The sequence below is a fragment of the Puniceibacterium antarcticum genome, assembly GCF_002760615.1.
GTDB lineage: Bacteria > Pseudomonadota > Alphaproteobacteria > Rhodobacterales > Rhodobacteraceae > Puniceibacterium > Puniceibacterium antarcticum.
Genome location: NZ_AWWI01000176.1, coordinates 1 through 25,696, shown reverse-complemented (window position 1 = coordinate 25,696; position 25,696 = coordinate 1). Strand labels below are relative to the sequence as shown.

Here is a 25,696-nt window from a genome sequence, read left to right as displayed (position 1 = left end):
CCAAAGTCACGGTCCGCATATGGCCCGGGGCCATTGACCCTATGGCCCGCCCTCATTCCACAGGAGTTTCTCATGGACGGCACATTTTCCGACAACGATCTCAGCCGTGTTGTTGCAGCAGACAAGGCCCATGTCTGGCACCACCTGAGCCAGCACAAACCCTACGAGACGACAGATCCCCGCATCATCGTCGAAGGCAAGGGCATGAAGGTCTGGGACCAGCACGGCAAGGAACACCTTGATGCGGTGTCCGGCGGTGTCTGGACCGTCAACGTCGGCTATGGCCGCGAAAGCATCGCCAATGCCGTGCGCGACCAGCTGATCAAGCTGAACTATTTCGCAGGCTCCGCCGGGTCGATCCCGGGCGCTCTGTTCTCGGAAAAGCTGATCTCGAAAATGCCCGGTCTGACCCGCGTCTATTACACCAACTCGGGGTCAGAGGCGAACGAGAAGGCCTTCAAGATGGTCCGCCAGATCGCGCACAAGCGCTATGGCGGCAAGAAGCACAAGATCCTGTATCGCGAGCGGGACTATCACGGCACCACCATCGGTTGCCTCTCGGCCGGTGGTCAGGACGAGCGTAACGCCCAGTACGGCCCCTTTGCCGATGGCTTCGTGCGTGTGCCCCATTGCCTGGAATACCGCGCAGCCGATCAGGGCGCACCGGTTGAAAACTACGGCGAATGGGCCGCGGATCAGATCGAAGCGGTCATCCTGCGCGAAGGCCCCGACACCGTGGGTGCGCTCTGCCTTGAGCCGGTCACAGCCGGCGGCGGCGTCATCACCCCGCCCGCAGGCTACTGGCAGCGCGTGGGCGAGATCTGCAAAAAGTATGACATCCTGCTGCATATCGACGAAGTCGTCTGCGGCGTGGGCCGCACCGGCACATGGTTCGGCTATCAGCATTACGGGGTCGAGCCGGATTTCGTGACCATGGCCAAGGGCGTCGCGAGCGGCTACGCCGCCATCGCCTGCTGCGTGACCTCCGAGCGTGTCTTTGACATGTTCAAATCAGATGCGACCGATCCGCTGGACTATTTCCGCGACATCTCGACCTTTGGCGGCTGCACGGCCGGCCCGGCGGCGGCGCTGGAAAACCTGCGTATCATCGAGGATGAAGGCCTGCTGGAGAACACCACTAAGATGGGCGACTACATGCTCGACCAGCTGCGCGCGATGATGGACCGGCACGAGATCATCGGCGATGTGCGCGGCAAGGGCCTGTTCCTGGGCGCCGAACTGGTCAGCGACCGCGACAGCCGCACACCGGCTGCGGAAAAGATGGTCGGCGCGGTGGTGGCCGATTGCATGGCGCAGGGTGTGATCATCGGCGCGACCAACCGGTCGGTGCCGGGGTATAACAACACCCTGTGCTTCAGCCCCGCACTGATCGCTACCAAGGATGACATCGACAACATTCTGGCGGCCGTCGATGGCGCCCTGACCCGCGTCTTTGGCTGATTGACACGGCCCCCACCCCGCAGATGCGGGGTGGGGCTGCCTCGCACTTCATACCCTTTGAAAGCTCGTCAAATGTCCGCTCAGCAACCTGTCGGCGCGCCTGTCGCTCTGGCCCTGCCCCGACCGCGCCCGCCATGCGCCGAAATGCTAGGCCGGTTTGGCAAACTGGTGCCCACGACACCCGATCATGCGGCCGACCTGCATGCCGCCTTTGTCGCAGATACCGGAGCCCGCGACTGGACCTACCTGCCCTATGGTCCCTTCGAGTCCGAAACGGCCTTTGGTGACTGGTTGTCCGCGACCTGCCTCGGCGACGATCCGCTGTTTCACACGATCTGTGCGCCGGACGGCAAGGCTTTGGGGCTCGCCAGTTATCTGCGCATAGACCCGGCGAATGGCGTTATCGAGGTCGGACATATCCACTTTGCCCCCACGCTCCAGCGCACGGCGCTCGCAACCGAGGCCATGGCGCTGATGATGGCGCGTGCCTTCGATGAGCTGGGATACCGGCGCTATGAATGGAAATGCGACGCGCTGAACGCCCCCTCGCGCCGCGCCGCCGAACGGCTGGGCCTTACCTATGAGGGAACATTCCGTCAGGCCACGGTGGTCAAGGGACGCAACCGTGACACCGCGTGGTTTTCCATTCTCGACCACGAATGGCCCGCTCTGAAGGCGCGCATGACTGCCTGGCTGGACCCCTCGAATTTCGATTCTGCCGGGCACCAGATCACATCCCTGCGCTGACCCAAAAAATTCACGAAATTTTTGCCAAGACTCTTCAAAAAAGTCTTGTGCGCCAGCCCACCTGCGTTGCCCGCCAAGTCTTTGAAAAGACATAAAAAAAAGGGCCGTCAGACGACGACCCCTTCGAACTGCTTCAAGGCAGCAATCAGCCGTTCACGCTGTCCTTCAGAGCCTTCGCAATGGTCACCTTGACCACCTTGTCGGCCTCTTTCTTGAACTGCTCGCCCGTCGCCGGGTTGCGCACCATCCGCTCGGGACGCTCGCGGCAATAGATCTTGCCCACACCGGGAAGCGTGACAGCGCCGCCATCGGCCACTTCCTTGGTGATCAGATTGCAGACGGCGTCAAGCGCAGCGCCAGCCGCTTTCTTGTCGCTACCCATTTCTTCAGCCAGAGCGGCCACAAGCTGCGTCTTGGTCATCGGTTTCGCCATTTCATGGTCTCCTTATGCGCCCGTTCTATAGGGCCTCGTTCGGTCAACTAAACCGCATGTAGCGAGCAAACACAACGATTAGTGTATATTTGCAAGGGAAAAACACTTATCTAGCGTCGGTTTCCCTTGGGTCACAGAAACGCCGTCTCGTCAAAGCTGCGCAGCTTGCGGCTGTGGATGCGCTCCAGCGGCATGTCACGCAGCTGTTCCATGGCGCGGATACCGATCATCAGATGCCGCGCCACCTGGGTGCGGTAGAAATCCGACGCCATTCCGGGCAACTTCAGCTCTCCGTGCAACGGCTTGTCGCTGACACACAGCAGCGTGCCATAGGGCACCCGGAACCGGAAACCATTCGCGGCGATGGTTGCACTCTCCATGTCCAGCGCCACGGCTCGGGACTGGCTCAGCCGCTGCACCGGACCGCGCTTGTCGCGCAGCTCCCAGTTGCGGTTGTCGACGCTCGCGACCGTGCCCGTGCGCATGATCCGCTTGAGGTCATAACCCTCTAGTTGCGTTTCCTGCGCCACCGCGCGTTCGAGGGCGATCTGGATTTCCGCCAGCGCCGGAATCGGCACCCAGACCGGCAGATCATCGTCCAGCACGCGATCCTCGCGCAGATAGGCGTGGGCCAGCACGAAATCACCCAGAGACTGCGAATTGCGCAGGCCAGCGCAATGGCCAACCATCAGCCAGGCATGCGGGCGCAGCACGGCGATATGGTCCGTCGCGGTCTTGGCATTGCTCGGCCCGACCCCGATATTGACCAGCGTGATCCCGCCGCCCCCGGCGCGCTTGAGGTGATAGGTCGGCATCTGCGGCATCTTGCCGGACGACAGGATCTCGTCCTCTGGGCCGGTGATCTCGGCATTGTCAGTGGACACAAAGCTGATGTAGCCGCTGTCGGGATCGGCCAGCATGGCACGGGCATAGGCCTCGAATTCACTCACGTAGAACTGGTAGTTGGTGAACAGCACGTGGTTCTGGAAATGCTCGGGATCTGTCGCGGTGTAATGCGCAAGCCGTGCCAGCGAATAATCCACCCTCTGCGCGGTGAAAGGCGCCAACGCCTCTGTGCCATCGGCGGCAGGTTTGGCCAGACCGTTGACGATATCATCATTGGTGGTGTTAAGATCCGGCACGTCAAAGACATCACGCAGAGTAAAATCGGCCGCGCCTTCTTGCGGGACCGTCACACCAGCACGGTTCGCCACGGCAAAATGCACCGGCATCGGCGTATCCGACAGCCCCACCTGCACCGGCACACCGTGGTTCGCCAGCAGCAGGCCGATTTGCTGCAGCAGATATTTCCGGAACAGGTCGGGCCGGGTCACACTTGTGGCATGGGTGCCCGGCGCTGCAACATGACCAAAGCTCAGGCGACTGTCGACCTTGGCAAAGGTGGTCGTGGTAAGGCGCACTTCGGGATAAAACGCACGGTAGCGCACACCCGGATGGCCTTCGACCATCGCCGTATTGAACCGGTCGCACAGGAAACTGACGCCCGCTTCATAAAGCGCGCAAAGGCGGTCCACGGCTGCGGCGGCATCCTCGAACAGCTCGGGCGCCGGGACATCCGGCGATATGATCTCAAGACTGATTGACTGATCCTGCATTCGCCCCTCGCGTGCTCTGTTGCGGCAAACTGACACCAACGCACAGCAGGATCAACCCGCGCGCCCCTGCAGGAGAGGGTCCGGGCACAAAACGCGTGATCTCAGCTTCTGCGCAGCCCTGTCTCGACCAGCATGCCACGCCGCTTTGCCTCGTAGTAATAGCCTTGCGAATACCACTTCACCGCCGCGTCATAGCTGCCATTCGACAACAGCCAGGCACCGCGCAGATATTTGACCGCGTATTTCAGATTGGTCTCTGGTTGCAGCAGCTCGCCGGCAGAGCCGCGATGCCCCATCCCCCGGGCCGTGGCAGGCAGGATCTGCATCAAACCGTAATAGGGTCCGTTGCGCGCATCCGGGCGATATGTGCTTTCGCGGGTCACAACACGATGCACCAAGGGACGCGGCACTTGATAAAGATCGGCATATTTGTTGATCAGCTTGCGCAGTTCGCGGGTTTCGTTTGGATAAAGCGGTGGTTCAAGCGGCGCAGACCGGGTCGAAACTGTGGGCACATTCCCGCTGGAACAGGCGGCCAGCGACATCAGGATGGTGCCAAGGACGGCACGACGGGAATAGGAATGCATTGCAGCTCCAGCGATGTTCAACAATTTTGTCTACACAGCTTCGGGTTTCCTGCCACCCACGGTGTTTTTCATGGGCGATTCCTCGCCCAAGGCGGTGCGCATTTTCGCTCAAATCTGCCGAAATGAGGGCCAAACCCCACGCTTAACCCGCTCGAAAAGGTTTTTTGCGCAGGTCAAAAGGGTGATTCGCGCCCAGATTGCCCTGTCAGAAGCGGTTTCAAGGCTTGCAATGACCCCGCCTTCGCCGCATTTTCCGGCTCATGACAAACACATTGCTCTCTCTGGGTCACGGCTATTCCGCCCGCGCCCTCGCGCGTCTTCTTCTGCCTCAGGGCTGGCGCATCCTCGGGACAACACGCAGCCCGCAAAAAGCCGCAGCGCTAGCCGAAACCGGGGTCGAACCCGTGTTGTGGGAGGAAGCGGCGCTGAAAGCGGCGCTGTCACAGGCAAACCATCTGCTGATCTCCGCAGGACCGGACGAAGACGGCGACCCAAGTCTGAACCTCATCGGCGATGCCCTCGCCGCCCATGCGCCCGACCTGTACTGGGCCGGCTATCTGTCCACCACCGGCGTCTATGGCGATCATCACGGCGCTTGGGTGGACGAAACCACGCCCCTGACCCCAGGCACGGACCGCGGCGCACAGCGGGTCGAGGCTGAAGCCGCCTGGGGCGCTATCCCCGGCCTGCCGCTGCATGTCTTCCGTCTGGCCGGGATCTACGGCCCCGGTCGCGGCCCCTTTGAAAAGGTGCGCTCAGGGCAGGCGCGCCAGATCATAAAACGCGGTCAGGTCTTCAGCCGCATCCATGTGGACGATATCGCGCAGGTGCTGGCCGCGTCGCTCGAACGGCCCAATCCCGGTGCCGTTTACAACGTCTGCGACAACGACCCCGCCCCGCCACAGGATGTGATCGCCCACGCGGCCGAACTGCTGCACCTGCCCGAACCGCCCAAGGTGGATTTCAAGAAGGCCGAGATGTCCGAAATGGCCCGCAGCTTTTATGCCGAAAGCAAGCGGGTGTCCAATGAACGCATCAAGACCGAGTTGGGAATAGAACTGCTCTATCCCGACTACCGTGCAGGCCTGCAAGCGCTTCTCGAAGAAGAGATGCGCAGCAAAGATACGCAATCCGCGCCATGATCACGGCACCTGCCCGACGCTGACGCCAGGGCGGGCTGATCCTTGGCGTGGCGCGACCTACGCCCGCTTTTCCAGTTTGGCCACACCCAGTACCTCAAGCACTTTCGCCTCGATATCCGCAGCGCTCAGTCGGGCCACCGCGTACATATCCGCAGGGCTCGCCTGATCGATAAAGATATCAGGCAGCACCATTGACCGGTATTTCAGCCCGGTATCGAACACGCCCTCTTCCGCCAGCAACTGCGCCACATGGCTGCCAAAGCCGCCAATCGCGCCCTCTTCGATGGTGATCAGCGCCTCGTGATCCCGCGCCAGTTGCACGATCAGATCCCGGTCCAGCGGCTTGGCAAACCGGGCATCGGCGATGGTGGGGGTGATACCGCGCGCGGCCAGCGCCTCGGCGGCGCGGCGCACTTCGCCCAGACGCGTGCCGAACGACAGGATCGCAACCCGCGATCCCTCTTGAATCATCCGGCCCTTGCCGATCTCCAACACCTCGCCCTTTTCAGGCATCTCGACGCCTTCGCCCTCACCACGCGGATAGCGGAACGCGATGGGGCCGGAATCATGCGCGGCCGCCGTGGCAACCATGTGCTTCAGCTCGGCCTCATCCGCCGCCGCCATGACAACAAATCCCGGCAGATTCGACAGAAACGCAATGTCATAGCTGCCCGCATGGGTCGCCCCATCCGCCCCGACAAGGCCCGCCCGGTCGATGGCAAAGCGCACCGGCAGGCGTTGAATGGCGACGTCATGCACCACCTGATCATAGCCGCGCTGCAAAAAGGTCGAATACATGGTGCAGAAAGGCCGCATCCCCCCCGCCGCCAGACCGGCAGCAAAGGTCACGCCATGCTGTTCGGCAATACCGACATCGAAACACCGGCTCGGGTAGCGTTCGGCGAACAGGTTCAACCCCGTCCCATCCGGCATTGCCGCCGTCACTGCACAAATACGCGGATCATCCGCCGCCAGCGCCGCCAGCGACTTGCCAAAGACCGAAGTATAGGACGGCGCGTTCGACGCCGCCTTTTTCTGCTCGCCCGTCAGCACGTTGAACTTGGCCGTGGCGTGGCCCTTGTCCATCGCCTCTTCCGCCGGGGCATAGCCTTTGCCCTTTTTGGTCAGCACATGGATCAGGATCGGCCCCGTGGCCCGCGCCTTGACCGTGCGCAGCACCGGCAGCAACTGGTCCAGATCATGGCCATCAATCGGTCCGATATAGGAAAACCCCAGCTCTTCGAACAGCGTGCCGCCAATCGCCATGCCCTTGAGCATCTCCTTGGCGCGCTTCGCCCCTTCGCGGAACGGACCGGGCAGGAAACTCACCGCGCCCTTGGCAGCGGCCTTGAGATCATGGAACGGGGCCTCGGCATACAGCCGCGACAGATAGGATGACATCGCCCCCACCGGCGGAGCGATGGACATCTCATTGTCGTTCAGGATGACGATCAACCGCTTTTTCAGATGGCCCGCATTGTTCATCGCCTCAAAGGCCATGCCGGCCGACATCGCGCCGTCCCCGATCACCGCAATCGCATCGCCATGTCCGGTGTCACAGGCGCCACCCAGATCCCGCGCCACGGCAAAGCCAAGCGCGGCACTGATCGAGGTCGAGGAATGTGCCGCGCCAAACGGGTCATACGGCGATTCAGACCGCTTGGTGAACCCGCTCAGCCCATCCTTCATCCGCAGGGTACGGATGCGGTCGCGACGCCCGGTCAGGATCTTGTGGGGATAGGATTGGTGGCTGACATCCCAGATGATCTTGTCACGCGGCGCGTCAAAGATCGCGTGCAGCGCCACGGTCAGCTCGACCACCCCCAGACCCGCGCCCAGATGCCCACCGGTTTCCGACACGGCGGAAATGGTTTCGGCCCGCAGCTCATCGGCCAGACGTCGCAGATCACCGTCCGACAGATGCGTCATGTCGGCAGGGGACTGGACGCGGTCCAGCAGCGGTGTGTTCGGTCGCGACGACATGGCGTCTCCTTCTTGGCGGCGCTCCGCCGTCTCAGTTCTGGCGTGAGATAACGAAGCGCGCCGCCTGCTTCAAGTTTTCTGCCCCGTCGCCGTAAACAGATAGCGCGTCACAGGCCCTGTCCACCAGCTCGGCCGCACGCCTCTGCGCACCGTCCAGCCCCAGCAGCGACACGAACGTCGCCTTGCCCGCCGCCGCATCCTTGCCCACGGCTTTGCCCACCATCGCCGCGTCACCGGTCACGTCCAGCACATCGTCGGCGATCTGAAAGGCCAACCCCAACGCTTCGGCATAGCTCCGCAAAGGCTGCGTATCACCCTGCCCCAGACGCGCCCCGGCCTCAGCCGCCCAGACGATCAGCGCGCCCGTCTTGCCCTGCTGCAGGGCGGTGATCTCGGGCAGGGTCAGGGGCGTATCAGCAGATTCCGCCGCGATATCAAGCGCCTGACCCAGAACCATCCCCTGCGCCCCACTGGCCCGCGCAAGGCTGAGCGCGAGATCGGCGCGCACCTCCGCCGGGCCAACATCAGGCCGTGTGACCAGCTCGAACCCCAGCGCCTGCAAGGCATCGCCCACCAGCAGCGCCGTGCCCTCGTCCCATTTCACATGCACCGTGGGCAGACCCCGGCGCAGGGCGTCATTATCCATGCAGGGCATGTCATCATGCACAAGACTGTAGGCGTGGATCGATTCAATGGCGAGCGCGGGCATCAGCGCACGCACCGGATCAACCCCGTGCAACCGCGCCGTTTCCAGCACCAGAAACCCGCGTAACCGCTTGCCGCCATGGGTCGCATAGCGCATCCCCTGCACCACCGGCAGGTCCGGGTAGCCCGCGAACAGCGCATCGAATCCGGCCTGAATCGTCGCCCCGTCGGCAATCAGATCGTCGCGGAACAAAGGTCAGAGCCCTTCGACCGGCGTCACACCCTTGGGGTTGCCATCGCCGTCCAGCGTGATGGCGGCAACTTTTTCCTCGGCCTCTTTCAGCTTGGCCTCGCAGCGTTTCTTCAACGCGGCCCCGCGCTCATACAGCTTGATCGATTCCTCAAGCGCGACATCGCCGCGTTCCAGCTGGCCAACCACCTGCTCCAGCTCGGCCATGGCCTGCTCAAAGCTCATCTTGTCTACCGGGGTTTCGCTCATTTCGCTGCCTCCAACAATTCCTCGACATGGGCCCTTGCGCCCGCGCTCAGCGCCTCAAGATCATAGCCGCCTTCGAGTGTCGAGACCACGCGCCCCCCGCACAGCTCTGCCGCAAGCTTGCAAAGCTCTGCCGTCAGCCAGCGGAAATCGCCGGTGCTCCAGTTCAGCTGAGCCAGCGGATCATCCTCGTGCGCGTCGAAGCCGGCGGACAGGATGATCAGTTCCGGCTTGAAACCGCGCAACCGGTCAAACACCCGGGTTTCATAGACCAGACGCATATCGGCCCCGGTGCTTTCCGGCGGCAGCGGCAGGTTCAGCACGTTGTGATGCCCGCCCTGCTCCTCGGGCCTGCCGGAGCCGGGCCAAAGCGGCATCTGATGGCTGGTGATGGTCAGTGCGCGCGGCTCATCCCACAGCAGATCCTGCGTGCCATTGCCGTGGTGCACGTCAAAATCCACGACAGCCACACGGGCAAGCCCATGATGATCCAACGCATATTTCGCCGCCAGCGCCGCATTGCCGAACAGGCAGAACCCCATCGCCTTGGCGGTTTCCGCATGATGCCCCGGCGGGCGAATGGCGCAAAACGCATTGCGCACCTCGCCGCCCAGCACCATATCCACCGCGCGCAGCACCGCACCGGCCCCACGTCGTGCGGCGTTCATCGACCCGGGCGACAGCCAGGTGTCCCCGTCGATCTGATGCAAACGCCGGTCCGGCACATTCTCTTCCAGCCGGTCGATGTAGTGCTGCGGATGCACCCGCCGCAGATCCTCGTCACTGGCGAGCGGTGCCGTGACCCGCTTCAGCGGCAAGGTTTCCAGCGCGTGCAGGACATGTTCCAGCCGCGCCGCCCGCTCCGGGTGGCCGTCCGGGGTGACATGGGTCAGGCATTCGGCATGGGTGATCAGTGCAGTCATGGTATCCAGTCTCAGAAATTCGCGCGGGGGCGCAGTTCAGTCCGGCGCCAGCATATAGCCCGATCCCCGCACCGTCTGCAGATAGCGCGGTTGTTTCGGATCACTCTCGATCTTGCGCCGCAGGCGGGTGATCTGCACATCTACCGCGCGTTCCTGGCTTTGCCCATGATCACGGCCCAGATCCTCGACCAGCTTGCTGCGGCTCACCGCCTCTCCGGGTTGCATGGCAAAGATCTTCATCAACTGGCTCTCTGTTGCGGTCAGCCGCACCAGATCCTCGCCACGCCACATCTCGCCCCGCTCGATGTCATAGCGGATCGGCCCCAGCGTCAGCAGCTTCGGCGCCGCCTCTTTCTGTGACACATCGGGCATGCGCCGCAGGATCGCGTTGATCCGCAGCAGCAGCTCCTTGGGTTCGAACGGCTTGGCCAGATAATCATCGGCCCCCGCCTCAAGGCCCGCAATCCGGTCATCAGTTTCCGACTTTGCCGTCAGCAACAGGATCGGCGTGTCACTCTTGTCGCGGATGGAACGGGTCAGGCTCACGCCATCCTCGCCCGGCATCATCACATCCAGCACGATCATGTCGAAATCCAGCCCTAGCAGGATACGCCGCGCATGGCCCGCATCCCGGGCTGCCGTAACCATAAATCCCTGACGCACCAGAAATTTCTGCAACAGTCCACGGATGCGTTCATCGTCATCGACAATCAGAAGGTGCGCGTCGGGACCACTCATCCCCGTCCCTCCCGCAGCGCCCTGTACTGCCGTTGCATTTCGGTATCCATCATCGCCTCCAGAACCTTGCGAAACCCCGCAACCGCTTCGGGGCCAACCTGTCGAAAAGCCGCCCGCATCCGTGACCTTTGCGCATCCGACAGCCGCTGTTCCAGCGCCAGCCCCGCATCGGTCAGAAACAGGTGCCGCTCACGTTTGTCCATCCGTCCGACTCGGCTTTCCACCAGCCCGTCCGCGATCAGCGTCCGCAGCACCCGGTTCAAGGATTGCTTGGTCACGCCCAGAATGGCCAGCAGATTGTTCACCGTCGTGCCCTGCGCGCAGCTGATGAAATGGATCGCGCGATGATGGGCGCGGCCATAGGACAGCTCTTGCAGGATCAGATCAGGGTCTGCGGTGAAGCCACGATAGGCAAAGAACATCGCCTCGATCCCCTGACGCAGCTGCTCATCCGTCAGAAAAAGAAGCGATTCGCCCCCATGCGATTGTGCGCTGTGCAGCTCTGCCATGATCATCCCCGCTACGTCGTTCAATATTCGAGCAATGTCAGGCTCCGGTGCACTTTAAGTCAGCCTTGTTGACATTCCAAGTCTGAACTGGTAGCGAATCGCAGTTTTTGCGCAATTTTATGTTCGAAACGGACCTTTTCTGCGCAACAAACGGAAAATTGCGAGCAAGGAGCGAAAGCAATGACCGGGGCTTATGACGACCGAGACGGCAAGATCTGGATGGATGGAACTCTGGTGGACTGGCGTTCCGCGCAGGTGCATGTGCTGACCCACGCGCTGCACTATGCAAGTTCGGTGTTCGAAGGCGAGCGGTGCTACAACGGCAAGATTTTCAAATCACGGCAGCATTCCGAACGCCTTCATTATTCCGCCAGCTGCCTTGATTTCGAAATCCCCTATTCGGTGGATGAGATCGAAGCTGCCAAGACAGCGGTGCTCGAGGCCAACGGCTTCACCGACGCTTATGTCCGGGCCTTCGCTTGGCGCGGCGCGGGCGAAGACATGGGTGTCTCCTCGGCGCGCAACCCGGTGCGGGTGGCAATCGCGGCCTGGGCCTGGGGCAATTACTATGGCGATGCCAAGATGAAGGGCGCCAAGCTCGACATCTCGAAATGGAAACGTCCCTCGCCCGAAACGATCCCCGTTCATGCCAAGGCTGCAGGTCTCTACATGATCTGCACCACCTCAAAGCACGCAGCCGAGGCAAAGGGATGTTCAGATGCGCTGTTCATGGATTATCGCGGCTATGTGGCCGAAGCGACTGGTGCGAACATCTTTTTCGTCAAGGATGGCGAGGTGCACACACCCCTGCCCGATTGCTTCCTCAACGGCCTGACCCGTCAAACGGTCATCGAAATGCTGAAAGAGCGCAACATTGTTGTCCACGAGCGTCACATCATGCCCGAAGAGATGGAAGGATTTCAGCAGTGCTGGCTGACCGGCACGGCAGCCGAGGTCACGCCCGTCGGACAGATTGGCGACTACACCTTCGAAGTTGGCGCCATGACGCGCGAAATCTCTGAAGCTTATGAAAAGCTGGTGCGCAGCTGATCCGCTGCCACCTTTGCGTAAAACCTCAAGGCGGGCTCTGGCCCGCCTTATTCCAGGGCGCGTAGCATGGTGGTATTGCTCTGAATGACCGTGTTCAGCTCGACAATCTTGGCAAGCCGTGATTCAATTTCGTCCTGACAGGCGTCAAGCTGACTCACGATACCGCCCAAGGCATCTCCCGTTTCCGACAGAGCCGCACTTTCGATCTTACACATCATGCGGGTCGAGCTTAGTCCCGTCACATAACGTTTCATGTCCAGCACGCTGCGCGACAGGCGCGCCGCCTCCACCTCAACAATATGCAACGCAGAAGAAGCCTCGCGTTTGTAAAATGCGGCCTGTTCCGCCAATATGGCGGTTTCGGACGCGACATCGATCTCCTCCGCTATGCCGTCAGATGTTCTCCCGAACTTCTGGATCATCTCGCGCTGCAATGCAGCCAGACTGGCAAGGAACTGACCATGCAGAATGGCATCGCGTATGCGGGCAAAGGTGCTTTCGGGTCCCTCGACAAAGTCCCGCACCCAGGTTGCCATTTCGTCCAGCATTGATCCGTAGTTCACCGAAATAGCCGAGATCGGACCCCCTGCATTTTCCAGCCGCGAGGCAAGGATGCGCATGTTCATCGGTACTGTGCGGATCGCCTTGAAGGCAACCGTCATTTCACCGGTTTCGGTTTGGATGGAATCGACCGCCTCGGTCATCATCTGGAAACGCTTGGCCACTTGTTCCTGGGCCAGACCCAGACGCCGCGTGCGTTCGTTCATTTCGTTCGCCAGCGCATGACCCTGAAAAACACTATAGGAATCATAGCCAATTTTCTTGAGTTTCCGCAAAAGTTCTTTTGCGGATTCCTCGGCTTTCATGCCCTTGGCTTCTGCTGCGCAGATTTCGGCATAGACAACCTTGATCTTATCAAGCATCGGACTGGTCGGTTTGATCCGAACAGAAAGAAACCCTTCCTTCGTCGGCGCAGCACCCGCAAAGACCCAGTAATACCGCCCGTCCTTGGACCGGTTCTTGACATATGCCCCCACGGCCTTTTCCTCCTTGAGCATCTCCCACATCAGGTGGAACATTGCCTTGGGCATATCAGGATGGCGGACGAGCTTGTGGGGCGAGCCGAGCAGTTCGGACCAATCAAAGCCGGAAATCCGCTGAAACAACCCATTCGCAGACAGGATCACGCCACGCTTGTCAGTCCGTGAAAAGAAGATGTCCTTAATGTCGAACGGCACCTCGCTCGGTATCGTCGTGCGGGCCTGGGTCACAAGGTTCGGATCCATCTGGGTCATACGGGGGGCTTTCCATGCGCTGGAGGGGACATCGTCCCGGCGACCTTCGCCAAATACCCTTGCCAAATCATGAACGCGGCCCCGGGTATCACCCGGAGCCGCATTTTTGGCTCGCAAAGGCTGGTTTGGGTCAGCCCGGGCTCATCCCGCGCAGGCGTTCGGACCTGCGGCGCAGGATCTCGACAACCGTCAGCAGGCAGATCGACACCCCCACCAGAATCGTCGCAACCGCCAGAATCGTCGGGCTGATCTGTTCTCGCAACCCGGTGAACATCTGCCAGGGCAGCGTCTGCTGGTTGGCGGATCCGACGAACAGGACCACAACAACCTCATCGAAAGAGGTGATAAAGGCAAACAGCCCCCCCGAAATCACACCGGGCAGGATCAGCGGCATCTGCACCCGAAAGAAGGTGGTGACCGGATTGGCCCCCATGTTCGCCGCCGCCCGGGTCAAAGAGCGGTCAAACCCCACAAGCGTCGCCGTCACGGTGATGATCACAAACGGGATGCCCAGCGCGGCATGCGCCAGAATGACGCCCAGATAGGTGCCCTGCAGCCCGATGCGCGAATAAAAGAAATACATGCCCGCCGCCGAGATGATCAACGGCACAATCATCGGAGAGATCAGGATCGCCATGATCGCCCGGCGGAACGGCACATGCGGCTGGCTCAGCCCGATGGCCGCAAGCGTGCCAAAGCTGACCGACAGGATCGTCGCCGCCGGGGCGATCATCAGCGAATTCTTCAGCGCCGACTGCCATTCGTTCGAATTGAAGAAGTTGCGATAGTGGCGCAGGCTGTAACCGGCCGGATCGAAATGCAGCATTTCGGGCGTGAAGGTAAAGAAGTTCTCGGCGTTGAAGCTGAGCGGCATGACCACAAGGATCGGCGTGATCAGAAAGACGAAGATCGCACCACAGAGCACCCGAAAACTGAAATGCCACAGAACCTGCCCCGAAGTGAGGTAAGGCGGCAGCTTGGCACGATAGCGCCCTTCGCCCACCCAGTAGACGAACCAGCTGAAGAACCAGCCGAACAGCCCGCCCACGACCAGCCCGGGCAAGCCGCCGAACAGATAGCCGGCAAGCAGGAACAGGGCGAGGATGCCGTATTTCGCCTTCCGCTCCTGGGTGTGATTCAGAACCTCGATCACAAGATAGGCGATGGCGGCCAGCAGAAGCCCACCGATCACGATCCCCAACAGGCCCGATCCCTGCGCCGTGCCCACGAACAGCCCGGCAAACGCACCGGCGGCCCCCACCACAGGCAGCGTAAAGCTCAGCGGTTTCTTCTTGATGTCGGTCAGAATGACGTCGGACATGTTGTTTACCCCAGCTTCACGTTGTCGATGCCGACAATCTTGTCATAGGCGTAGTACAGCCCCAGAACCAAGGCCAACAGGATCGTCCCCAGCGCGGCCGCAAGGCCCCAGTTCAGAGAGGACGATATGTGATAGGCGATCCGGTTCGAAATAAATGTCCCCGTGGTCCCGCCGACGATTTCAGGCGTGATGTAATAGCCGATGGACAGGATAAACACGAGGATGGACCCCGCGCCGATGCCCGGCACCGACTGCGGGAAATAGACCCGCCAGAAGGCGGTCCAGTTGGTGGCCCCCAGCGATTTCGCCGCCCGAAGATAGGTTGGCGGAATGGTCTGCATCACCGAATACAGCGGCAGGATCATGAAAGGCAGCAGGATATGCGTCATCGCCACGATGGTCCCGAACTGGTTGTTGATCATCACAAGCCGTGAATCATCCGCAATCAGACCCAGCCAGACCAGCACATCGTTGATCACCCCCTGCTGTTGCAGCATCACCTTCCAGGCCGAGGTGCGCACCAGAAGCGAGGTCCAGAACGGCAGCAGAACAAGGATCAGCAACAGGTTCGCGGTGCGTACCCGCACATTCGACAGCAGCCAGGCGATGGGATAGCCCAGAAGGATACAGCTGCCAGTGATCATCAGCGACATGAACATCGTGCGCTTGAACAGCAGGCCATAGATCCGCTGATCATCGTCCCGCATCGCGGGGCCGTCCGGCGTCTTCTGCATGTCCACGGCGTTCAGGAAATAGCCGTTGGTGAATTCGGGGCTGTACATCTGGATGGTCTCCCAGGTCGGGTGATCCAGCCAGTCCCCGTCGACGCCTTCCATACCGTCTTTGAAGGTGACGCTTTCGAACCCGCCCACGGCGGCATCTGCGGCCTTCAGCATCGCCGCCTGAGGACCATTATATCCCGAAACGTCCTTTGCCATCAGATCCTGATACAGCGCCGTGTGGACAAGAACCCAAGGCTCTTCCTGCAGCGGGCTGTCCCCGTCTTCGCTCTGCACGTAATCGGCAAAGGCGGAATAGGTCTCTGCGGTCAGCGGCAGCAGATCCGAAATCCCGTCGGCCAGTTCAAAGGTCGGCATGGTCTCGCCACTGTCCTCATCCCAAGCCTGCATCTCTGCGATCCATTCGGGGTCACCCAACAGTTCGGCCCAAGGCATTGCCTCATCCCAGTTTGGATCCAGATCCTTGAACTGGTCGAAATAGACATCGCCGATGTCATCCAGACTGCGGCCCGACTGGCGGAACAGCGATGACATGCCGGTCATCTCATAGTTCAGCCGCGACCCAAGCCGCGTGTGCAGCTTGCGCTCGGCAGCAATGAAAAGATCGTAATACAGGCCCTCATAGACAGCCTCATCAGGCAGATCGCCGGTGGTCGCATCCCAGTCGGCCAGCCGGTGGGTGGTGCGCGGCAGCGTTTCGGACACGATGCCGTTCTGCACCGAACGGAACAGCATATCGGCGATCGGCGCGATGAAGGTCAAAAGCACAAAGATCAGCAGCGGCGCGATCAGCATCAGTGCGCGCATCTTCTGCAGGCGCAGGGACCGGTTCAGGCTTTCCTTCAGCGGGCGCCCTTCGGCATCCACCATGGGGCCTGGCTTTTCGGCGGCCTTGGCGGCGCTGGCCTTCTTGTGCCCGGGGGCGGCTCCGGCTGTTGCATCGCTCATGTTACACCCCCTCAGCAAGAATGATTGTACTGGTTGCGGATTTGCGTCGGATCTCTGCGACCTCCTGATAGGCAGGGTCGTTGTAGGCGCGTTTCGCAGCCTCGAAATCCGGGAATTCTATGACGACGTGACGCTCCTGCGTCTCGCCCTCGGGGGTCTCTGACTCTCCGCCACGGACAAGGAACCGTCCGCCAAAGCTCTCGAATATCGGCGTGTCACGCCGGATATACTCCTGATAGGCCTCGGCATCGTTCACCGTGACATGGCCAATAATATAGCCCTTGGGCATTGCCCGGTCCCCCGTTTTTTATTCTGGTCCGGCGGCCCCGCATCAGGGCCGCCGGAAGTCTTTGCCGCAGGGCGGGGATCACCCCGCCAAAGCGGGAGTTACTGCGCCAGCCAGGACTGGAACTTCGCGTCGATATCGTCGCGATAATCAGCCCAGAAGCTGTAGTTGTAGAGGAAGGTGTTCTCGGCATTGGCCGGATCGGTCGGCATGTGCTGCTTCATGTCCTCGGGAACCAGCGGCGCGGAAGAGGCGCGTGCCGGACCGTAAGAGATGTAATTGGCCTGATCGGCCAGACGCTTGGTGTCGGTCGCGTATTTGACGAAATCCTTCACGCGCGCCAGACGGTCTTCGGGCAGACCGGTCGGGATGATCCAGCCGTCAAGGTCGAACACCTGTGCGTCCCACATCATGGCGACGGGCTGGTTCTGCTCTTCAATCACCGAATAGAGACGACCGTTATAGGTCGACCCCATGAACACTTCACCATCCGCCAGCAGCTGGGGCGTATCCGCACCGGCCGACCACCAGATCACGCTGTCCTTGATGGTGTCGAGCTTGGCCAGTGCCTGATCCTGGCCTGCAGCGGTTTCCAGAACGTCATAGACTTCGTCCTTGGCCACGCCGTCACACAGCAGCGCCCATTCCATGTTGTTGATCGGACGCTTTTCCAGCGCGCGCTTGCCCGGGTATTTATCCAGGTCGAACACATCGCAGATCTGGCTCGGAGGCTCGACACCTTCGGGAACCATGTCGGTGCGATAGCCGAACGTGGTCGAATACACGATCTGCGGGATATAGCAGTCGGACACGATCAGATCACCAAAGTCATCCGCAGCCGAGGACCCGTCGTCGCCGGGGGCGAGCAGCTCTTCGGGATCATATTCCATCGCCAGACCTTCGTCACACAGACGAATGGCATCCGCCGCAACGACGTCGACCAGATCCCAGGTGATGTTGCCGGCTTCGTTCATGGCGCGCAGCTTGGCCACAGCCTCGTTGCTGCTTTCGTCCCAGGTCACGGAAACCTCGGGGTGCATGGCAACATAGGGCTCGGAATAGGCCTTCTGCTGGCTGTTCTGATAGGCCCCGCCCCAGCTGACGATTGTCATGCTGTTGGCCATCTCTTGCGCGAATGCGCCACCCGCGACGACGGTCAGCGCCGTGGTCGCAAGAAGTGTCTTTGTGAAATTCATTGCAGTCTCCCTACACTGCCCGTTTGCAGTTAGGGGTCCGGGTGACGGGCAAACAGGGCCGGACCCTATTGTTCACCGTTCCGTCGTGCCCTTGGGGCCCAACAGCACGATAAGCGGTGAAATCTATGTCGCGTCTAGCGCGCGGCAATCCTCGGGCAGCCAGCCGATCTTGACCTTCTCGCCGGGGCGAAGCCGGACCTGATCGGCGCGGTTGCGGGTCTTGACGACAAAATCATCGCGCCCCGCCACCCGCAGCCGCGTGCGGAACACATCACCCATATAGACGAACTCAAGCACTTCGGCCTCAAGCGTATGGGCATCCGGGCCAAGTTCGGGGTTGAATTCGACACGTTCGGGTCGGATCGACACACGCGTCTTGTCGCCGGGTTTGCTCACGTTGACCGGCAGCGCGTCGATCACATCGCCGCTCTCCAGCCGCACGGTGCAGCGATTCCCTCGGACTTCCTGGACAGTACCGTCCAGCGCGTTGTTTTCGCCGATGAACTGGGCGACAAAACTGTTCTGCGGCTTTTCATACAACTCATCGGGCGGGGCAAGCTGCTGAATGCGGCCATCGTCGAACACCGCAACGCGGTCCGACATGGTCAGCGCCTCGGTCTGGTCATGGGTCACGTAGACCACAGTGATGCCCAGATCATGCGCCAGCCGCGTGATTTCAAACTGCAGTGTTTCACGCAGCTGCTTGTCCAGCGCGCCAAGCGGTTCATCCATCAGAACCAGTTCCGGTTCGAACACCAGCGCCCGCGCAAGGGCGATTCGCTGCTGCTGCCCACCGGACAATTGGGTGGGGCGGCGACCGGCAAAATTGCCCATCTGCACCATGTCCAGGGCGCGTTTGATCTTGGCCTCGCGGTCCGACTTGCCCATCTTGCGCACTTCCAGCGGGAAGGACAGGTTTTCGGCCACGGTCATATGGGGGAAAAGGGCATAGTTCTGGAACACCATGCCGATGCCGCGCTTGTGCGGCGAGATGTCATTGATCGAAACACCATCCAGCTTGATCGCGCCATGTGTGGCGGTCTCGAACCCAGCCAGCATCATCAGGCACGTCGTCTTGCCCGACCCGGACGGTCCAAGCATGGTCAGGAACTCGCCCTTGGGCATGCTCAGGTTGAGATCCTTGACGACAAGTGTCTCACCGTCATAGCTCTTTTGTACGCGTTCGAAAGCTACGAACGCATCTTGCTTTGCCATATCTGTCAAAGACTGGCTCCCTGTTTGTTCCGCGGATTGGTTCCGCTGTCATGAACAGAACTAAACCCCGTGACCGCCCGTCTTGCAACTGCCTAGCGGGATTTCTGACGAAATTCCGGGCACAACAGGTCATATGGTCAGATTTTCCGCACTTCGCAGCCAAAACACCCTGATCATGGGGGAAACAGGTGCTTTCAGCCCGTCACCAAACCGGGGGCCCCGTGGTTGACGGCGCTCAGCGCGGGGCACGGCGCAAACAGAATCACCCACCGCTTGTACCTCTCGATGGTGACAAGTTGTGCACAACTCGCAAGATATCTGTCCCGGATCGGCCAATCTTCGCCAAGAAAATAAGCGGGTAGCACAAGAGCGTCAGAGCCATGTCGTTTTTCTTGGGGTCAAGTTGTGCACCTTAAGGCACCAAGGAGTCATCTGCGTCACATTTTCTTCAAGGACAAACGATGCTCAACCACCGTTTTGAAAAAGACCTCCCCTTCTCGGATGGCGAATACAAACGCCGTCTGGCAAAGACCCGCGCCGCCATGGAGCGGGCCGGTGTCGACCTACTCTGGGTCACCGATCCGTCCAACATGGCCTGGCTCACCGGCTATGACGGCTGGTCTTTCTACGTGCATCAGGGCGTCTTGGTGCTGCCTGATGCCGATCCCGTCTGGTGGGGCCGCAATCAGGACAGCAACGGCGCGATCCGCACCGTCTGGATGGGCGATGACCGCTGCATCGGCTATGCCGACAACTATGTGCAATCGACCGAACGCCACCCGATGCAGGATCTCGCTCAGCGCCTGATCGGCATGGGGCTGGACAAGATGCGCATCGGTGTCGAGCTCGACAATTACTACTTCTCGGCCAAGGCCTACATGACCCTTGCCGCCGAACTGCCCAACGCCACGCTGATCGACGCCACCGCCCTCGTGAACTGGCAGCGTGGCATCAAGTCCGAAGAAGAGCTGGTGTTCATGCGCCGCGCCGCCAAGATCTCGGAAAAGATGGTGGATGGCCTTCTGGAACGCGTCGAACCCGGCGTGCCCAAGAACGAAGTCGTGGCCGAGGTTCAGCGCGATGCGATCATGGGGGCTGACGGCCACTGGGGCGATTACGCCGCCATCGTGCCGCTGCTGCCCTCCGGCTCGGACGCTGCGGCGCCTCACCTGACATGGGACGGCGAACCCTTCAAAAAGGGCGAAGCGACGTTCTTTGAAATCGCCGGCTGCTACCGCCGCTACCACGTCCCCTTCTGCCGCACGATCTTCCTCGGCCAGCCTTCGGACATCTTCATCCGCGCCGAGGCCGCGCTGGTCGAAGGCCTTGAGGCGGGACTAGAGGTCGCCCGCGCCGGCAACCGGGCCTGCGACATCGCCAATGCCCTTGCCGCTCCGCTCGAATCCGCCGGGATCGAACGCGGCGCCCGCTGCGGCTATCCCATCGGTCTGAGCTATCCGCCCGACTGGGGCGAGCGCACCATCTCTCTGCGCGCCGAAGATGAAACCGTGCTCGAACCCGGCATGACCTTCCACTTCATGCCCGGCCTCTGGATGGCGGACTGGGGACTTGAAATCACCGAATCCATCGTGATCAAAGAGGATGGCGCGGCCGAAACCTTCTGCAACCGCCCCCGCAAGATGTTCATCAAGGACTGACAGCCACACGCGTCCCCTGCAAAGGGGTCGCGACCCCGCCCAGCGCCGCTCAAACCAGACAAAGGTAAAAATGAACCTCCTGACCCAGACCGAAGCGATCCTTGCCGATCTCATCGCCTTTCCCACCGTCTCCATTGATCCCAATGTCGAGATGATGGCCCATATGGCAACCCTGCTCGAAGATGCCGGCGCCCGCGTCGATCTCTTCCACGACGCGACCGGCAAAAAGGCGAATCTCTTCGCCACCCTCGGCCCGGATATCGAAGGCGGCGTTGTCCTGTCGGGTCATTCCGATGTGGTGCCGGTGACGGATCAGGACTGGTCCACCGACCCTTTCGAACTGTCCGAACGCGGCGATTTCCTCATGGGGCGCGGCACCTGCGACATGAAGGGTTTCATCGCCGCCACCATCGCCATGGCAAAACCCTTCAGCGCCCACACCCTGCGCCGCCCGATCCATTTCTGCTTTACCCATGACGAGGAAACCGGCTGCGTCGGCGCCAAATCCCTTGTCCCCGAGCTTCAGAAACGCGGCTTCAAACCCTCCATCGCCATCATTGGCGAACCGACCGAGATGCGCATCATCGAAGGTCACAAGGGCTGCTGCGAATACACCACCCGTTTCACCGGCCTCGAAGGGCACGGATCGAACCCCGACCGCGGCGTGAACGCCGTCGCTTATGCGGTGAAATACGCCACCCGCCTCATGGAACTGGCTGAGGAACTGAAAGGCCGCGCGCCCCGCGACTCCCGCTTTGATCCGCCCTGGACGACGATGAACATCGGCAAACTGCAAGGCGGCCACGCCCATAACGTCATCCCCGGCAAGGCGGAACTGGAATGGGAAATGCGCCCGGTCCAGTATGGCGATTCCGAATTCATGAAGGAAATGCTCGAAGCCTATATCGAAACCGACCTGCTGCCCGCCATGCGCGCCGTCAGCCCCCGCGCTGATATCTCGACCCAGGTGATCGGCGAAGTGGTCGGGCTGGAACCGATGGAGGTCAACATGGCCCGCACCCTCATCGCCGCACTCACCGGCTGCGAAACGGCAGATGTGGTGCCCTTCAACACCGAAGCAGGCCTGTTCCAGCAGCTCGGCATGTCCGCCGTGGTCTGCGGCCCCGGCTCGATCGCGCAGGCGCACAAGCCCGACGAATACCTCAGCCGCGCCCAGCTGCAGGACTGCCTCACCATGCTCGAAGGTCTGGGCCAAAGCTGCGCCGCATGAGCGAGGCGACTTCGCGCCACCTGCGCCTTTATACGGAATTGCGCAGCCGCATCTGCCTGCTCGACTACCCCCCCGGCACCCGCCTGTCCGAGGAATCGCTGGCGCAGGACTTCGGCACCTCCCGCACCCCCCTGCGCCGCGCCCTTGCCCGGCTCGAGGATGAGGGGCTGGTGATCTCCCGCCACGGCGTCGGCACGCTGGTGACTGACGTGTCTATCGGCGAGTTGTCCCAGACCTACGCCCTGCGTCTGGAACTCGCGCAGCTCACCGGCACCCTCTCCCCCCTGCCCGTCACCGCGGACATCCTGACAGAGATCACAGAGTTCGTGGCCCGGGGCGAGGTCCTCGTGGCCCGACCGGACCCGCGCGCCTTCGCCGAACTCAACATGGCCTACCACAGCTTCGGCCTGTCACTCAGCGGCAATGACGCCCTGCGCGACACCGCCGAGCGGCTCTATTACCGCACCGCCCGCATCTGGCTCAAGGCGATCCCGCACATGGATCTGGCAGAAGAATGCGCCATTTTCCTCGACGAAATGCGCCAGACCCGCAGCGCGCTGATCGCAAACGACCTGCACGCCGCCGCCCTGATCCGCCGCGCCCATATCTCCATGAGCTTTCAGCGCCTGTCCAGCTTCTGACCCACCGGCGCCTGTGGCTATCTGCAGGATCGCCTCCGGCGGGCGTATTTGAAAAAGAGAAGAAGCACGGGACCAGCCTCCGCCTCACCTGTCCTCAAATATCCCGGGGGAGGCGTCTGAAAGACGACGGGGGCAGCGCCCCCTTTTTCACCACCCGATCCCGCGAAACGCAAATGTCCCGGGGCAACCCCCGGGACATGCAAAAAGGCTCCATGCGGAAACAGGCTCAGCCCATGCCGTCGGGATACCAGTTGGCGATCTTGACCTCGACAGCATCACCCACCATCGACGCAAACGCCTCGGGGTCCTGCGTGCCGCCGTCGCGCCCGCGAAAGTGGTAGGGATAGACATAGCTCGGCTTGAATTCCGCGACGGCGGACGCCGCCGCTTCGGCATCCATGGTAAAGGGCAGGTTCATGCACAGGAACGCCAAGTCGATATTCTCGAGCGCGCGCATCTCCGGCGTGTCCTCGGTATCGCCCGAGATATAGACCCGGAAGCCCTCGAAGCTCAGCACATAGCCATTGTCGCGGCCCATGGGGTGGAAATTCTCGCGCCCCTCGGTGATGTTATAGGCCGGGATCGCATCGATCGGCAGGCCGTTGATCTCGGTGCTTTCGCCATTGGCGATCTGGCTCGCCTTCGCCTTCAGATCCTCGGGCAGCATGCCGAACACCGCCGGGTTGGTCAAAAGGCTGGTGTTCGCTCCCATCAGCGCGGCCAGCGTCTCGGCATTGTAATGGTCGCCATGTTCATGGGTGATCAAGATCATGTCCGCTGGCGGCAGACCCTCGTACAGCGACGCGGCGCCAACCGGGTCGACATAAATCACCCCCACCGGCGTTTCCATCACGAAAGAGGCATGTTCGACAGGATGCACGGTGATCTCACCCGCACTGGTGGGGTAAACATCCCCCGCATGGGCCGCAGCGCGGGCGGCATAGGGCATAAAGGTCACGGCACCTGCGGCCATGGCGGCGGAGTGCAGGAAAACGCGGCGTGTCGGTGTCATGGATCTACTCCCGTCATTGCTGTTAAATCTCTAACTAGACTGCCGGGCCGAGGTTTCAAATCCTCTCACGCAAAGGTTTCCCTGCAGCGGCACAAACCCGCAACCAGTCCAGATTGCGCAGCCCATAAGACCAGTCTACCGTCGCCCCATGGCCATCCCCGTCGAAACCTTTTTCCTCAGCGCCCCCTCGCAGGGCACGCTTCAGGCCCGCATCCAGCAGATGGTGGCCGAGGGCATCCTGTCGGGCCGCTTCCGGCGCGGGGAAAAGCTGCCCTCGACCCGGGGCCTGGCCACCCACCTCGGCGTCAGCCGCATCACCGTGACGCTGGCCTATACCGAACTGCTCGCCAATGACTACCTCAGCTCCAGGGGCCGATCGGGCTATTATGTCTCGGACAATGCGCCCGAGCCGCCCCGCTTTGCCCAGCCCCCGCAGCGCAAAGACAGCGTCGACTGGTCGCGTGCCATCGCCACCCGGTTCACCGGCGGCGCCACGCCGGTCAAACCGCAGGACTGGGCGCGCTACCGCTATCCCTTTATCTATGGCCAGACCGACCCGGCGCTGTTTGATCATGCCAACTGGCGGCTCTGCGCCATGCAGGCGCTGGGGGCCAAGGATTTCAGCGCCCTGACCCGCGACTATTACGATCAGGATGACCCCGATCTGGTCGCCTTCATCGCGCGCCACACCCTGCCCCGCCGGGGCATCAGCGCCGCGCCCTCCGAAATCCTCATCACCCTCGGCGCGCAGAACGCGCTCTGGCTCACCACGCAGGTGTTGCTGAACCAGCGCCGCCTCGCTGCCGTCGAAAACCCCTGTTATCACGCGCTGCGCGACATCCTCGGCCAGTCACGCTGCCGCCTTGCCCCAATCGACGTGGATCAGGACGGGTTGCCGCCCGACGCGCTGCCCGATGACACCGACGTCATATTCACCACTCCCAGCCATCAATGCCCGACCTCGGGCACCATGCCGCTGGCCCGCCGCAACGCCCTGCTGGATCGCGCCCGCGCCCTCGATGCGCTGATTGTCGAGGATGATTACGAATTCGAGATGTCTTATCTCCAGCCCCCCATGCCGGCCCTCAAAAGCCTCGATCAGGACGGGCGCGTGATCTACGTCGGCAGCTTTTCCAAATCGCTCTTTCCCGGCCTGCGCCTTGGCTACCTCGTCGGCAGCGCTGATTTCATCGCCGAGGCGCGGGCCCTGCGCGCCTCGGTCCTGCGCCATCCGCCGGGGCATATCCAGCGCACGGCGGCGCATTTCCTGCGGCTCGGCCATTACGACGCGCTCATCCGCCGCTCGGCCCGCGCACTCACCGAACGCAGGCAGGTGATGGAAACCGCCATCGCCCAGCACGGGCTGACCATCGCCGGGCGCGGTGCCTATGGCGGGTCCAGCTTCTGGATGCAGGCGCCGCCCCATGTGGACACCACCGAACTCGCCGGGCGGCTGGATGCCCAGGAGGTGCTGATCGAACCCGGCGCGCCGTTCTTCAGCGGGACCGAAGTGCCGCGGAATTTCTACCGCCTCGCCTACAGCTCAATCCCGCTGAACCGCATCGCGGACGGCATCGCCCTGATCGCCGCCGCCCTGCGCTGATCTCCTAAAACGAAGATCCCACCCGGAACCCCTCGGGCACGCCATCCCGCCCGTCGAGCACCAGATCCGCCATGACCTCACCCACCTTGGGCGCCATGCCAAAGCCGATTTTGAACCCCCCGTTGGCGACGAAATGCCCGTCCCTGTCCGGCCAGCCCCCCAGCATCGGCGCCCGGCTGCGCGCCCGGGGCCGCACTCCGGCCCAGCGCTCCACCACCTC

The 25,696-nt window shown here is 61.7% G+C and carries 24 protein-coding genes and 1 pseudogene; 8 read left to right on the top strand and 17 right to left on the bottom strand.

The features are described from left to right. Window positions 1-72 precede the first annotated feature (72 nt). On the top strand, window positions 73-1,461 hold the full coding sequence (locus tag P775_RS24370) for an aminotransferase family protein (protein WP_099913419.1): 1,389 nt from the start codon (window positions 73-75) through the stop codon (window positions 1,459-1,461). Window positions 1,462-1,533: 72 nt separating this feature from the next. Next, the gene (locus P775_RS24365; RefSeq protein WP_099913418.1) at window positions 1,534-2,208 is read left to right on the top strand and encodes a GNAT family N-acetyltransferase; all 675 of its coding nucleotides are present in this window, start codon (window positions 1,534-1,536) and stop codon (window positions 2,206-2,208) included. Window positions 2,209-2,353: 145 nt separating this feature from the next. Here the strand turns inward: P775_RS24365 and P775_RS24360 are convergent, their stop codons facing one another. The 3 genes from P775_RS24360 to P775_RS24350 form a co-directional block, all read right to left on the bottom strand. Then, the gene (locus tag P775_RS24360) at window positions 2,354-2,641 is read right to left on the bottom strand and encodes an HU family DNA-binding protein (RefSeq protein ID WP_099913417.1); all 288 of its coding nucleotides are present in this window, start codon (window positions 2,639-2,641) and stop codon (window positions 2,354-2,356) included. Between the two features lie 131 nt (window positions 2,642-2,772). Continuing rightward, a complete protein-coding gene (locus tag P775_RS24355) occupies window positions 2,773-4,257 on the bottom strand; it encodes an AMP nucleosidase (RefSeq protein WP_099913416.1) in 1,485 nt (494 codons plus the stop codon). 101 nt (window positions 4,258-4,358) lie between these two features. After that, window positions 4,359-4,844 (bottom strand): lytic transglycosylase domain-containing protein, encoded by a 486-nt coding sequence (locus P775_RS24350; RefSeq protein WP_099913415.1) that lies wholly within the window; start codon window positions 4,842-4,844, stop codon window positions 4,359-4,361. A gap of 260 nt (window positions 4,845-5,104) precedes the next feature. Here P775_RS24350 and P775_RS24345 point away from each other — a divergent pair, with 260 nt between their 5' ends. Then, the gene (locus tag P775_RS24345) at window positions 5,105-5,986 is read left to right on the top strand and encodes an SDR family oxidoreductase (protein WP_099913414.1); all 882 of its coding nucleotides are present in this window, start codon (window positions 5,105-5,107) and stop codon (window positions 5,984-5,986) included. Window positions 5,987-6,043: 57 nt separating this feature from the next. Here the strand turns inward: P775_RS24345 and dxs are convergent, their stop codons facing one another. From dxs to P775_RS24315, 6 genes are read right to left on the bottom strand one after another with little or no spacing between them, the layout of a single operon-like run. Then, window positions 6,044-7,969: a 1-deoxy-D-xylulose-5-phosphate synthase gene (gene dxs, locus P775_RS24340; protein ID WP_099913413.1), complete on the bottom strand. Its 1,926-nt coding sequence runs from the start codon at window positions 7,967-7,969 to the stop codon at window positions 6,044-6,046. A 31-nt stretch (window positions 7,970-8,000) separates the two neighbouring features. Next, the gene (locus P775_RS24335) at window positions 8,001-8,867 is read right to left on the bottom strand and encodes a polyprenyl synthetase family protein (RefSeq protein ID WP_425439933.1); all 867 of its coding nucleotides are present in this window, start codon (window positions 8,865-8,867) and stop codon (window positions 8,001-8,003) included. A 3-nt stretch (window positions 8,868-8,870) separates the two neighbouring features. Further along, window positions 8,871-9,113, bottom strand: coding sequence for an exodeoxyribonuclease VII small subunit (locus P775_RS24330; RefSeq protein WP_099913412.1), 243 nt, complete (start codon window positions 9,111-9,113; stop codon window positions 8,871-8,873). Next, entirely contained in the window at window positions 9,110-10,033 is a 924-nt protein-coding gene (locus P775_RS24325; protein ID WP_099913411.1) for a histone deacetylase family protein, read from the bottom strand. The genes P775_RS24330 and P775_RS24325 overlap by 4 nt, the downstream gene beginning before the upstream one ends. Window positions 10,034-10,069: 36 nt before the next feature. After that, window positions 10,070-10,771: a response regulator gene (locus tag P775_RS24320; protein WP_099913410.1), complete on the bottom strand. Its 702-nt coding sequence runs from the start codon at window positions 10,769-10,771 to the stop codon at window positions 10,070-10,072. Next, window positions 10,768-11,280 carry a MarR family winged helix-turn-helix transcriptional regulator gene (locus P775_RS24315; RefSeq protein WP_099913491.1) on the bottom strand — a complete coding sequence of 171 codons (513 nt, stop codon included), beginning with the start codon at window positions 11,278-11,280 and terminating at the stop codon, window positions 10,768-10,770. The genes P775_RS24320 and P775_RS24315 overlap by 4 nt, the downstream gene beginning before the upstream one ends. A gap of 180 nt (window positions 11,281-11,460) precedes the next feature. Between P775_RS24315 and P775_RS24310 the strand changes: the two genes are divergently transcribed. Beyond that, window positions 11,461-12,330, top strand: coding sequence for a branched-chain amino acid aminotransferase (locus P775_RS24310; protein ID WP_099913409.1), 870 nt, complete (start codon window positions 11,461-11,463; stop codon window positions 12,328-12,330). A gap of 47 nt (window positions 12,331-12,377) precedes the next feature. Here P775_RS24310 and P775_RS24305 read toward each other — a convergent pair whose 3' ends face one another. The 6 genes from P775_RS24305 to P775_RS24280 form a co-directional block, all read right to left on the bottom strand. Then, complete coding sequence (locus P775_RS24305; protein ID WP_099913408.1) at window positions 12,378-13,625, bottom strand: PAS domain-containing protein; 1,248 nt, start codon at window positions 13,623-13,625, stop codon at window positions 12,378-12,380. 130 nt (window positions 13,626-13,755) lie between these two features. Continuing rightward, a complete protein-coding gene (locus P775_RS24300; RefSeq protein ID WP_099913407.1) occupies window positions 13,756-14,946 on the bottom strand; it encodes an ABC transporter permease in 1,191 nt (396 codons plus the stop codon). Between the two features lie 5 nt (window positions 14,947-14,951). Then, complete coding sequence (locus P775_RS24295) at window positions 14,952-16,634, bottom strand: ABC transporter permease (RefSeq protein WP_099913406.1); 1,683 nt, start codon at window positions 16,632-16,634, stop codon at window positions 14,952-14,954. 1 nt (window position 16,635) lies between these two features. Continuing rightward, window positions 16,636-16,923, bottom strand: a complete 288-nt coding sequence (locus P775_RS24290; RefSeq protein ID WP_099913405.1) for a DUF1330 domain-containing protein — start codon at window positions 16,921-16,923, stop codon at window positions 16,636-16,638. Between the two features lie 98 nt (window positions 16,924-17,021). After that, complete coding sequence (locus P775_RS24285) at window positions 17,022-18,116, bottom strand: extracellular solute-binding protein (RefSeq protein ID WP_099913404.1); 1,095 nt, start codon at window positions 18,114-18,116, stop codon at window positions 17,022-17,024. 123 nt (window positions 18,117-18,239) lie between these two features. Next, the gene (locus P775_RS24280) at window positions 18,240-19,331 is read right to left on the bottom strand and encodes an ABC transporter ATP-binding protein (protein WP_099913403.1); all 1,092 of its coding nucleotides are present in this window, start codon (window positions 19,329-19,331) and stop codon (window positions 18,240-18,242) included. Window positions 19,332-19,792: 461 nt separating this feature from the next. Between P775_RS24280 and doeA the strand changes: the two genes are divergently transcribed. From doeA to P775_RS24265, 3 genes are all read left to right on the top strand, one after another. After that, a complete protein-coding gene (gene doeA, locus P775_RS24275; protein WP_099913402.1) occupies window positions 19,793-20,989 on the top strand; it encodes an ectoine hydrolase DoeA in 1,197 nt (398 codons plus the stop codon). A gap of 70 nt (window positions 20,990-21,059) precedes the next feature. Then, on the top strand, window positions 21,060-22,220 hold the full coding sequence (argE, locus tag P775_RS24270) for an acetylornithine deacetylase (protein ID WP_099913401.1): 1,161 nt from the start codon (window positions 21,060-21,062) through the stop codon (window positions 22,218-22,220). Continuing rightward, window positions 22,217-22,861 carry a GntR family transcriptional regulator gene (locus P775_RS24265; RefSeq protein WP_099913400.1) on the top strand — a complete coding sequence of 215 codons (645 nt, stop codon included), beginning with the start codon at window positions 22,217-22,219 and terminating at the stop codon, window positions 22,859-22,861. The genes argE and P775_RS24265 overlap by 4 nt, the downstream gene beginning before the upstream one ends. Window positions 22,862-23,087: 226 nt before the next feature. On the opposite strand, the gene P775_RS24260 is transcribed toward P775_RS24265, so the two are convergent. After that, window positions 23,088-23,873 (bottom strand): MBL fold metallo-hydrolase, encoded by a 786-nt coding sequence (locus P775_RS24260; RefSeq protein ID WP_099913399.1) that lies wholly within the window; start codon window positions 23,871-23,873, stop codon window positions 23,088-23,090. Between the two features lie 148 nt (window positions 23,874-24,021). Here P775_RS24260 and pdxR point away from each other — a divergent pair, with 148 nt between their 5' ends. Further along, window positions 24,022-25,476: a MocR-like pyridoxine biosynthesis transcription factor PdxR gene (gene pdxR / locus P775_RS24255; RefSeq protein ID WP_099913398.1), complete on the top strand. Its 1,455-nt coding sequence runs from the start codon at window positions 24,022-24,024 to the stop codon at window positions 25,474-25,476. Window positions 25,477-25,480: 4 nt separating this feature from the next. Here pdxR and P775_RS24250 read toward each other — a convergent pair. Beyond that, a pseudogene (locus P775_RS24250) lies at window positions 25,481-25,696 on the bottom strand (FAD-dependent oxidoreductase); the annotation flags it as partial.

Bases quoted from the DNA above. Each gene is read 5' to 3' on its own strand.
- P775_RS24370 (WP_099913419.1), top strand. From the start codon at position 73: ATGGACGGCACATTTTCCGACAACGATCTCAGCCGTGTTGTTGCAGCA.
- P775_RS24365 (WP_099913418.1), top strand. From the start codon at position 1,534: ATGTCCGCTCAGCAACCTGTCGGCGCGCCTGTCGCTCTGGCCCTGCCC.
- P775_RS24360 (WP_099913417.1), bottom strand. From the start codon at position 2,641: ATGGCGAAACCGATGACCAAGACGCAGCTTGTGGCCGCTCTGGCTGAA.
- P775_RS24355 (WP_099913416.1), bottom strand. From the start codon at position 4,257: ATGCAGGATCAGTCAATCAGTCTTGAGATCATATCGCCGGATGTCCCG.
- P775_RS24350 (WP_099913415.1), bottom strand. From the start codon at position 4,844: ATGCATTCCTATTCCCGTCGTGCCGTCCTTGGCACCATCCTGATGTCG.
- P775_RS24345 (WP_099913414.1), top strand. From the start codon at position 5,105: ATGACAAACACATTGCTCTCTCTGGGTCACGGCTATTCCGCCCGCGCC.
- dxs (WP_099913413.1), bottom strand. From the start codon at position 7,969: ATGTCGTCGCGACCGAACACACCGCTGCTGGACCGCGTCCAGTCCCCT.
- P775_RS24330 (WP_099913412.1), bottom strand. From the start codon at position 9,113: ATGAGCGAAACCCCGGTAGACAAGATGAGCTTTGAGCAGGCCATGGCC.
- P775_RS24325 (WP_099913411.1), bottom strand. From the start codon at position 10,033: ATGACTGCACTGATCACCCATGCCGAATGCCTGACCCATGTCACCCCG.
- P775_RS24320 (WP_099913410.1), bottom strand. From the start codon at position 10,771: ATGAGTGGTCCCGACGCGCACCTTCTGATTGTCGATGACGATGAACGC.
- P775_RS24315 (WP_099913491.1), bottom strand. From the start codon at position 11,280: ATGGCAGAGCTGCACAGCGCACAATCGCATGGGGGCGAATCGCTTCTT.
- P775_RS24310 (WP_099913409.1), top strand. From the start codon at position 11,461: ATGACCGGGGCTTATGACGACCGAGACGGCAAGATCTGGATGGATGGA.
- P775_RS24305 (WP_099913408.1), bottom strand. From the start codon at position 13,625: ATGACCCAGATGGATCCGAACCTTGTGACCCAGGCCCGCACGACGATA.
- P775_RS24300 (WP_099913407.1), bottom strand. From the start codon at position 14,946: ATGTCCGACGTCATTCTGACCGACATCAAGAAGAAACCGCTGAGCTTT.
- P775_RS24295 (WP_099913406.1), bottom strand. From the start codon at position 16,634: ATGAGCGATGCAACAGCCGGAGCCGCCCCCGGGCACAAGAAGGCCAGC.
- P775_RS24290 (WP_099913405.1), bottom strand. From the start codon at position 16,923: ATGCCCAAGGGCTATATTATTGGCCATGTCACGGTGAACGATGCCGAG.
- P775_RS24285 (WP_099913404.1), bottom strand. From the start codon at position 18,116: ATGAATTTCACAAAGACACTTCTTGCGACCACGGCGCTGACCGTCGTC.
- P775_RS24280 (WP_099913403.1), bottom strand. From the start codon at position 19,331: ATGGCAAAGCAAGATGCGTTCGTAGCTTTCGAACGCGTACAAAAGAGC.
- doeA (WP_099913402.1), top strand. From the start codon at position 19,793: ATGCTCAACCACCGTTTTGAAAAAGACCTCCCCTTCTCGGATGGCGAA.
- argE (WP_099913401.1), top strand. From the start codon at position 21,060: ATGAACCTCCTGACCCAGACCGAAGCGATCCTTGCCGATCTCATCGCC.
- P775_RS24265 (WP_099913400.1), top strand. From the start codon at position 22,217: ATGAGCGAGGCGACTTCGCGCCACCTGCGCCTTTATACGGAATTGCGC.
- P775_RS24260 (WP_099913399.1), bottom strand. From the start codon at position 23,873: ATGACACCGACACGCCGCGTTTTCCTGCACTCCGCCGCCATGGCCGCA.
- pdxR (WP_099913398.1), top strand. From the start codon at position 24,022: ATGGCCATCCCCGTCGAAACCTTTTTCCTCAGCGCCCCCTCGCAGGGC.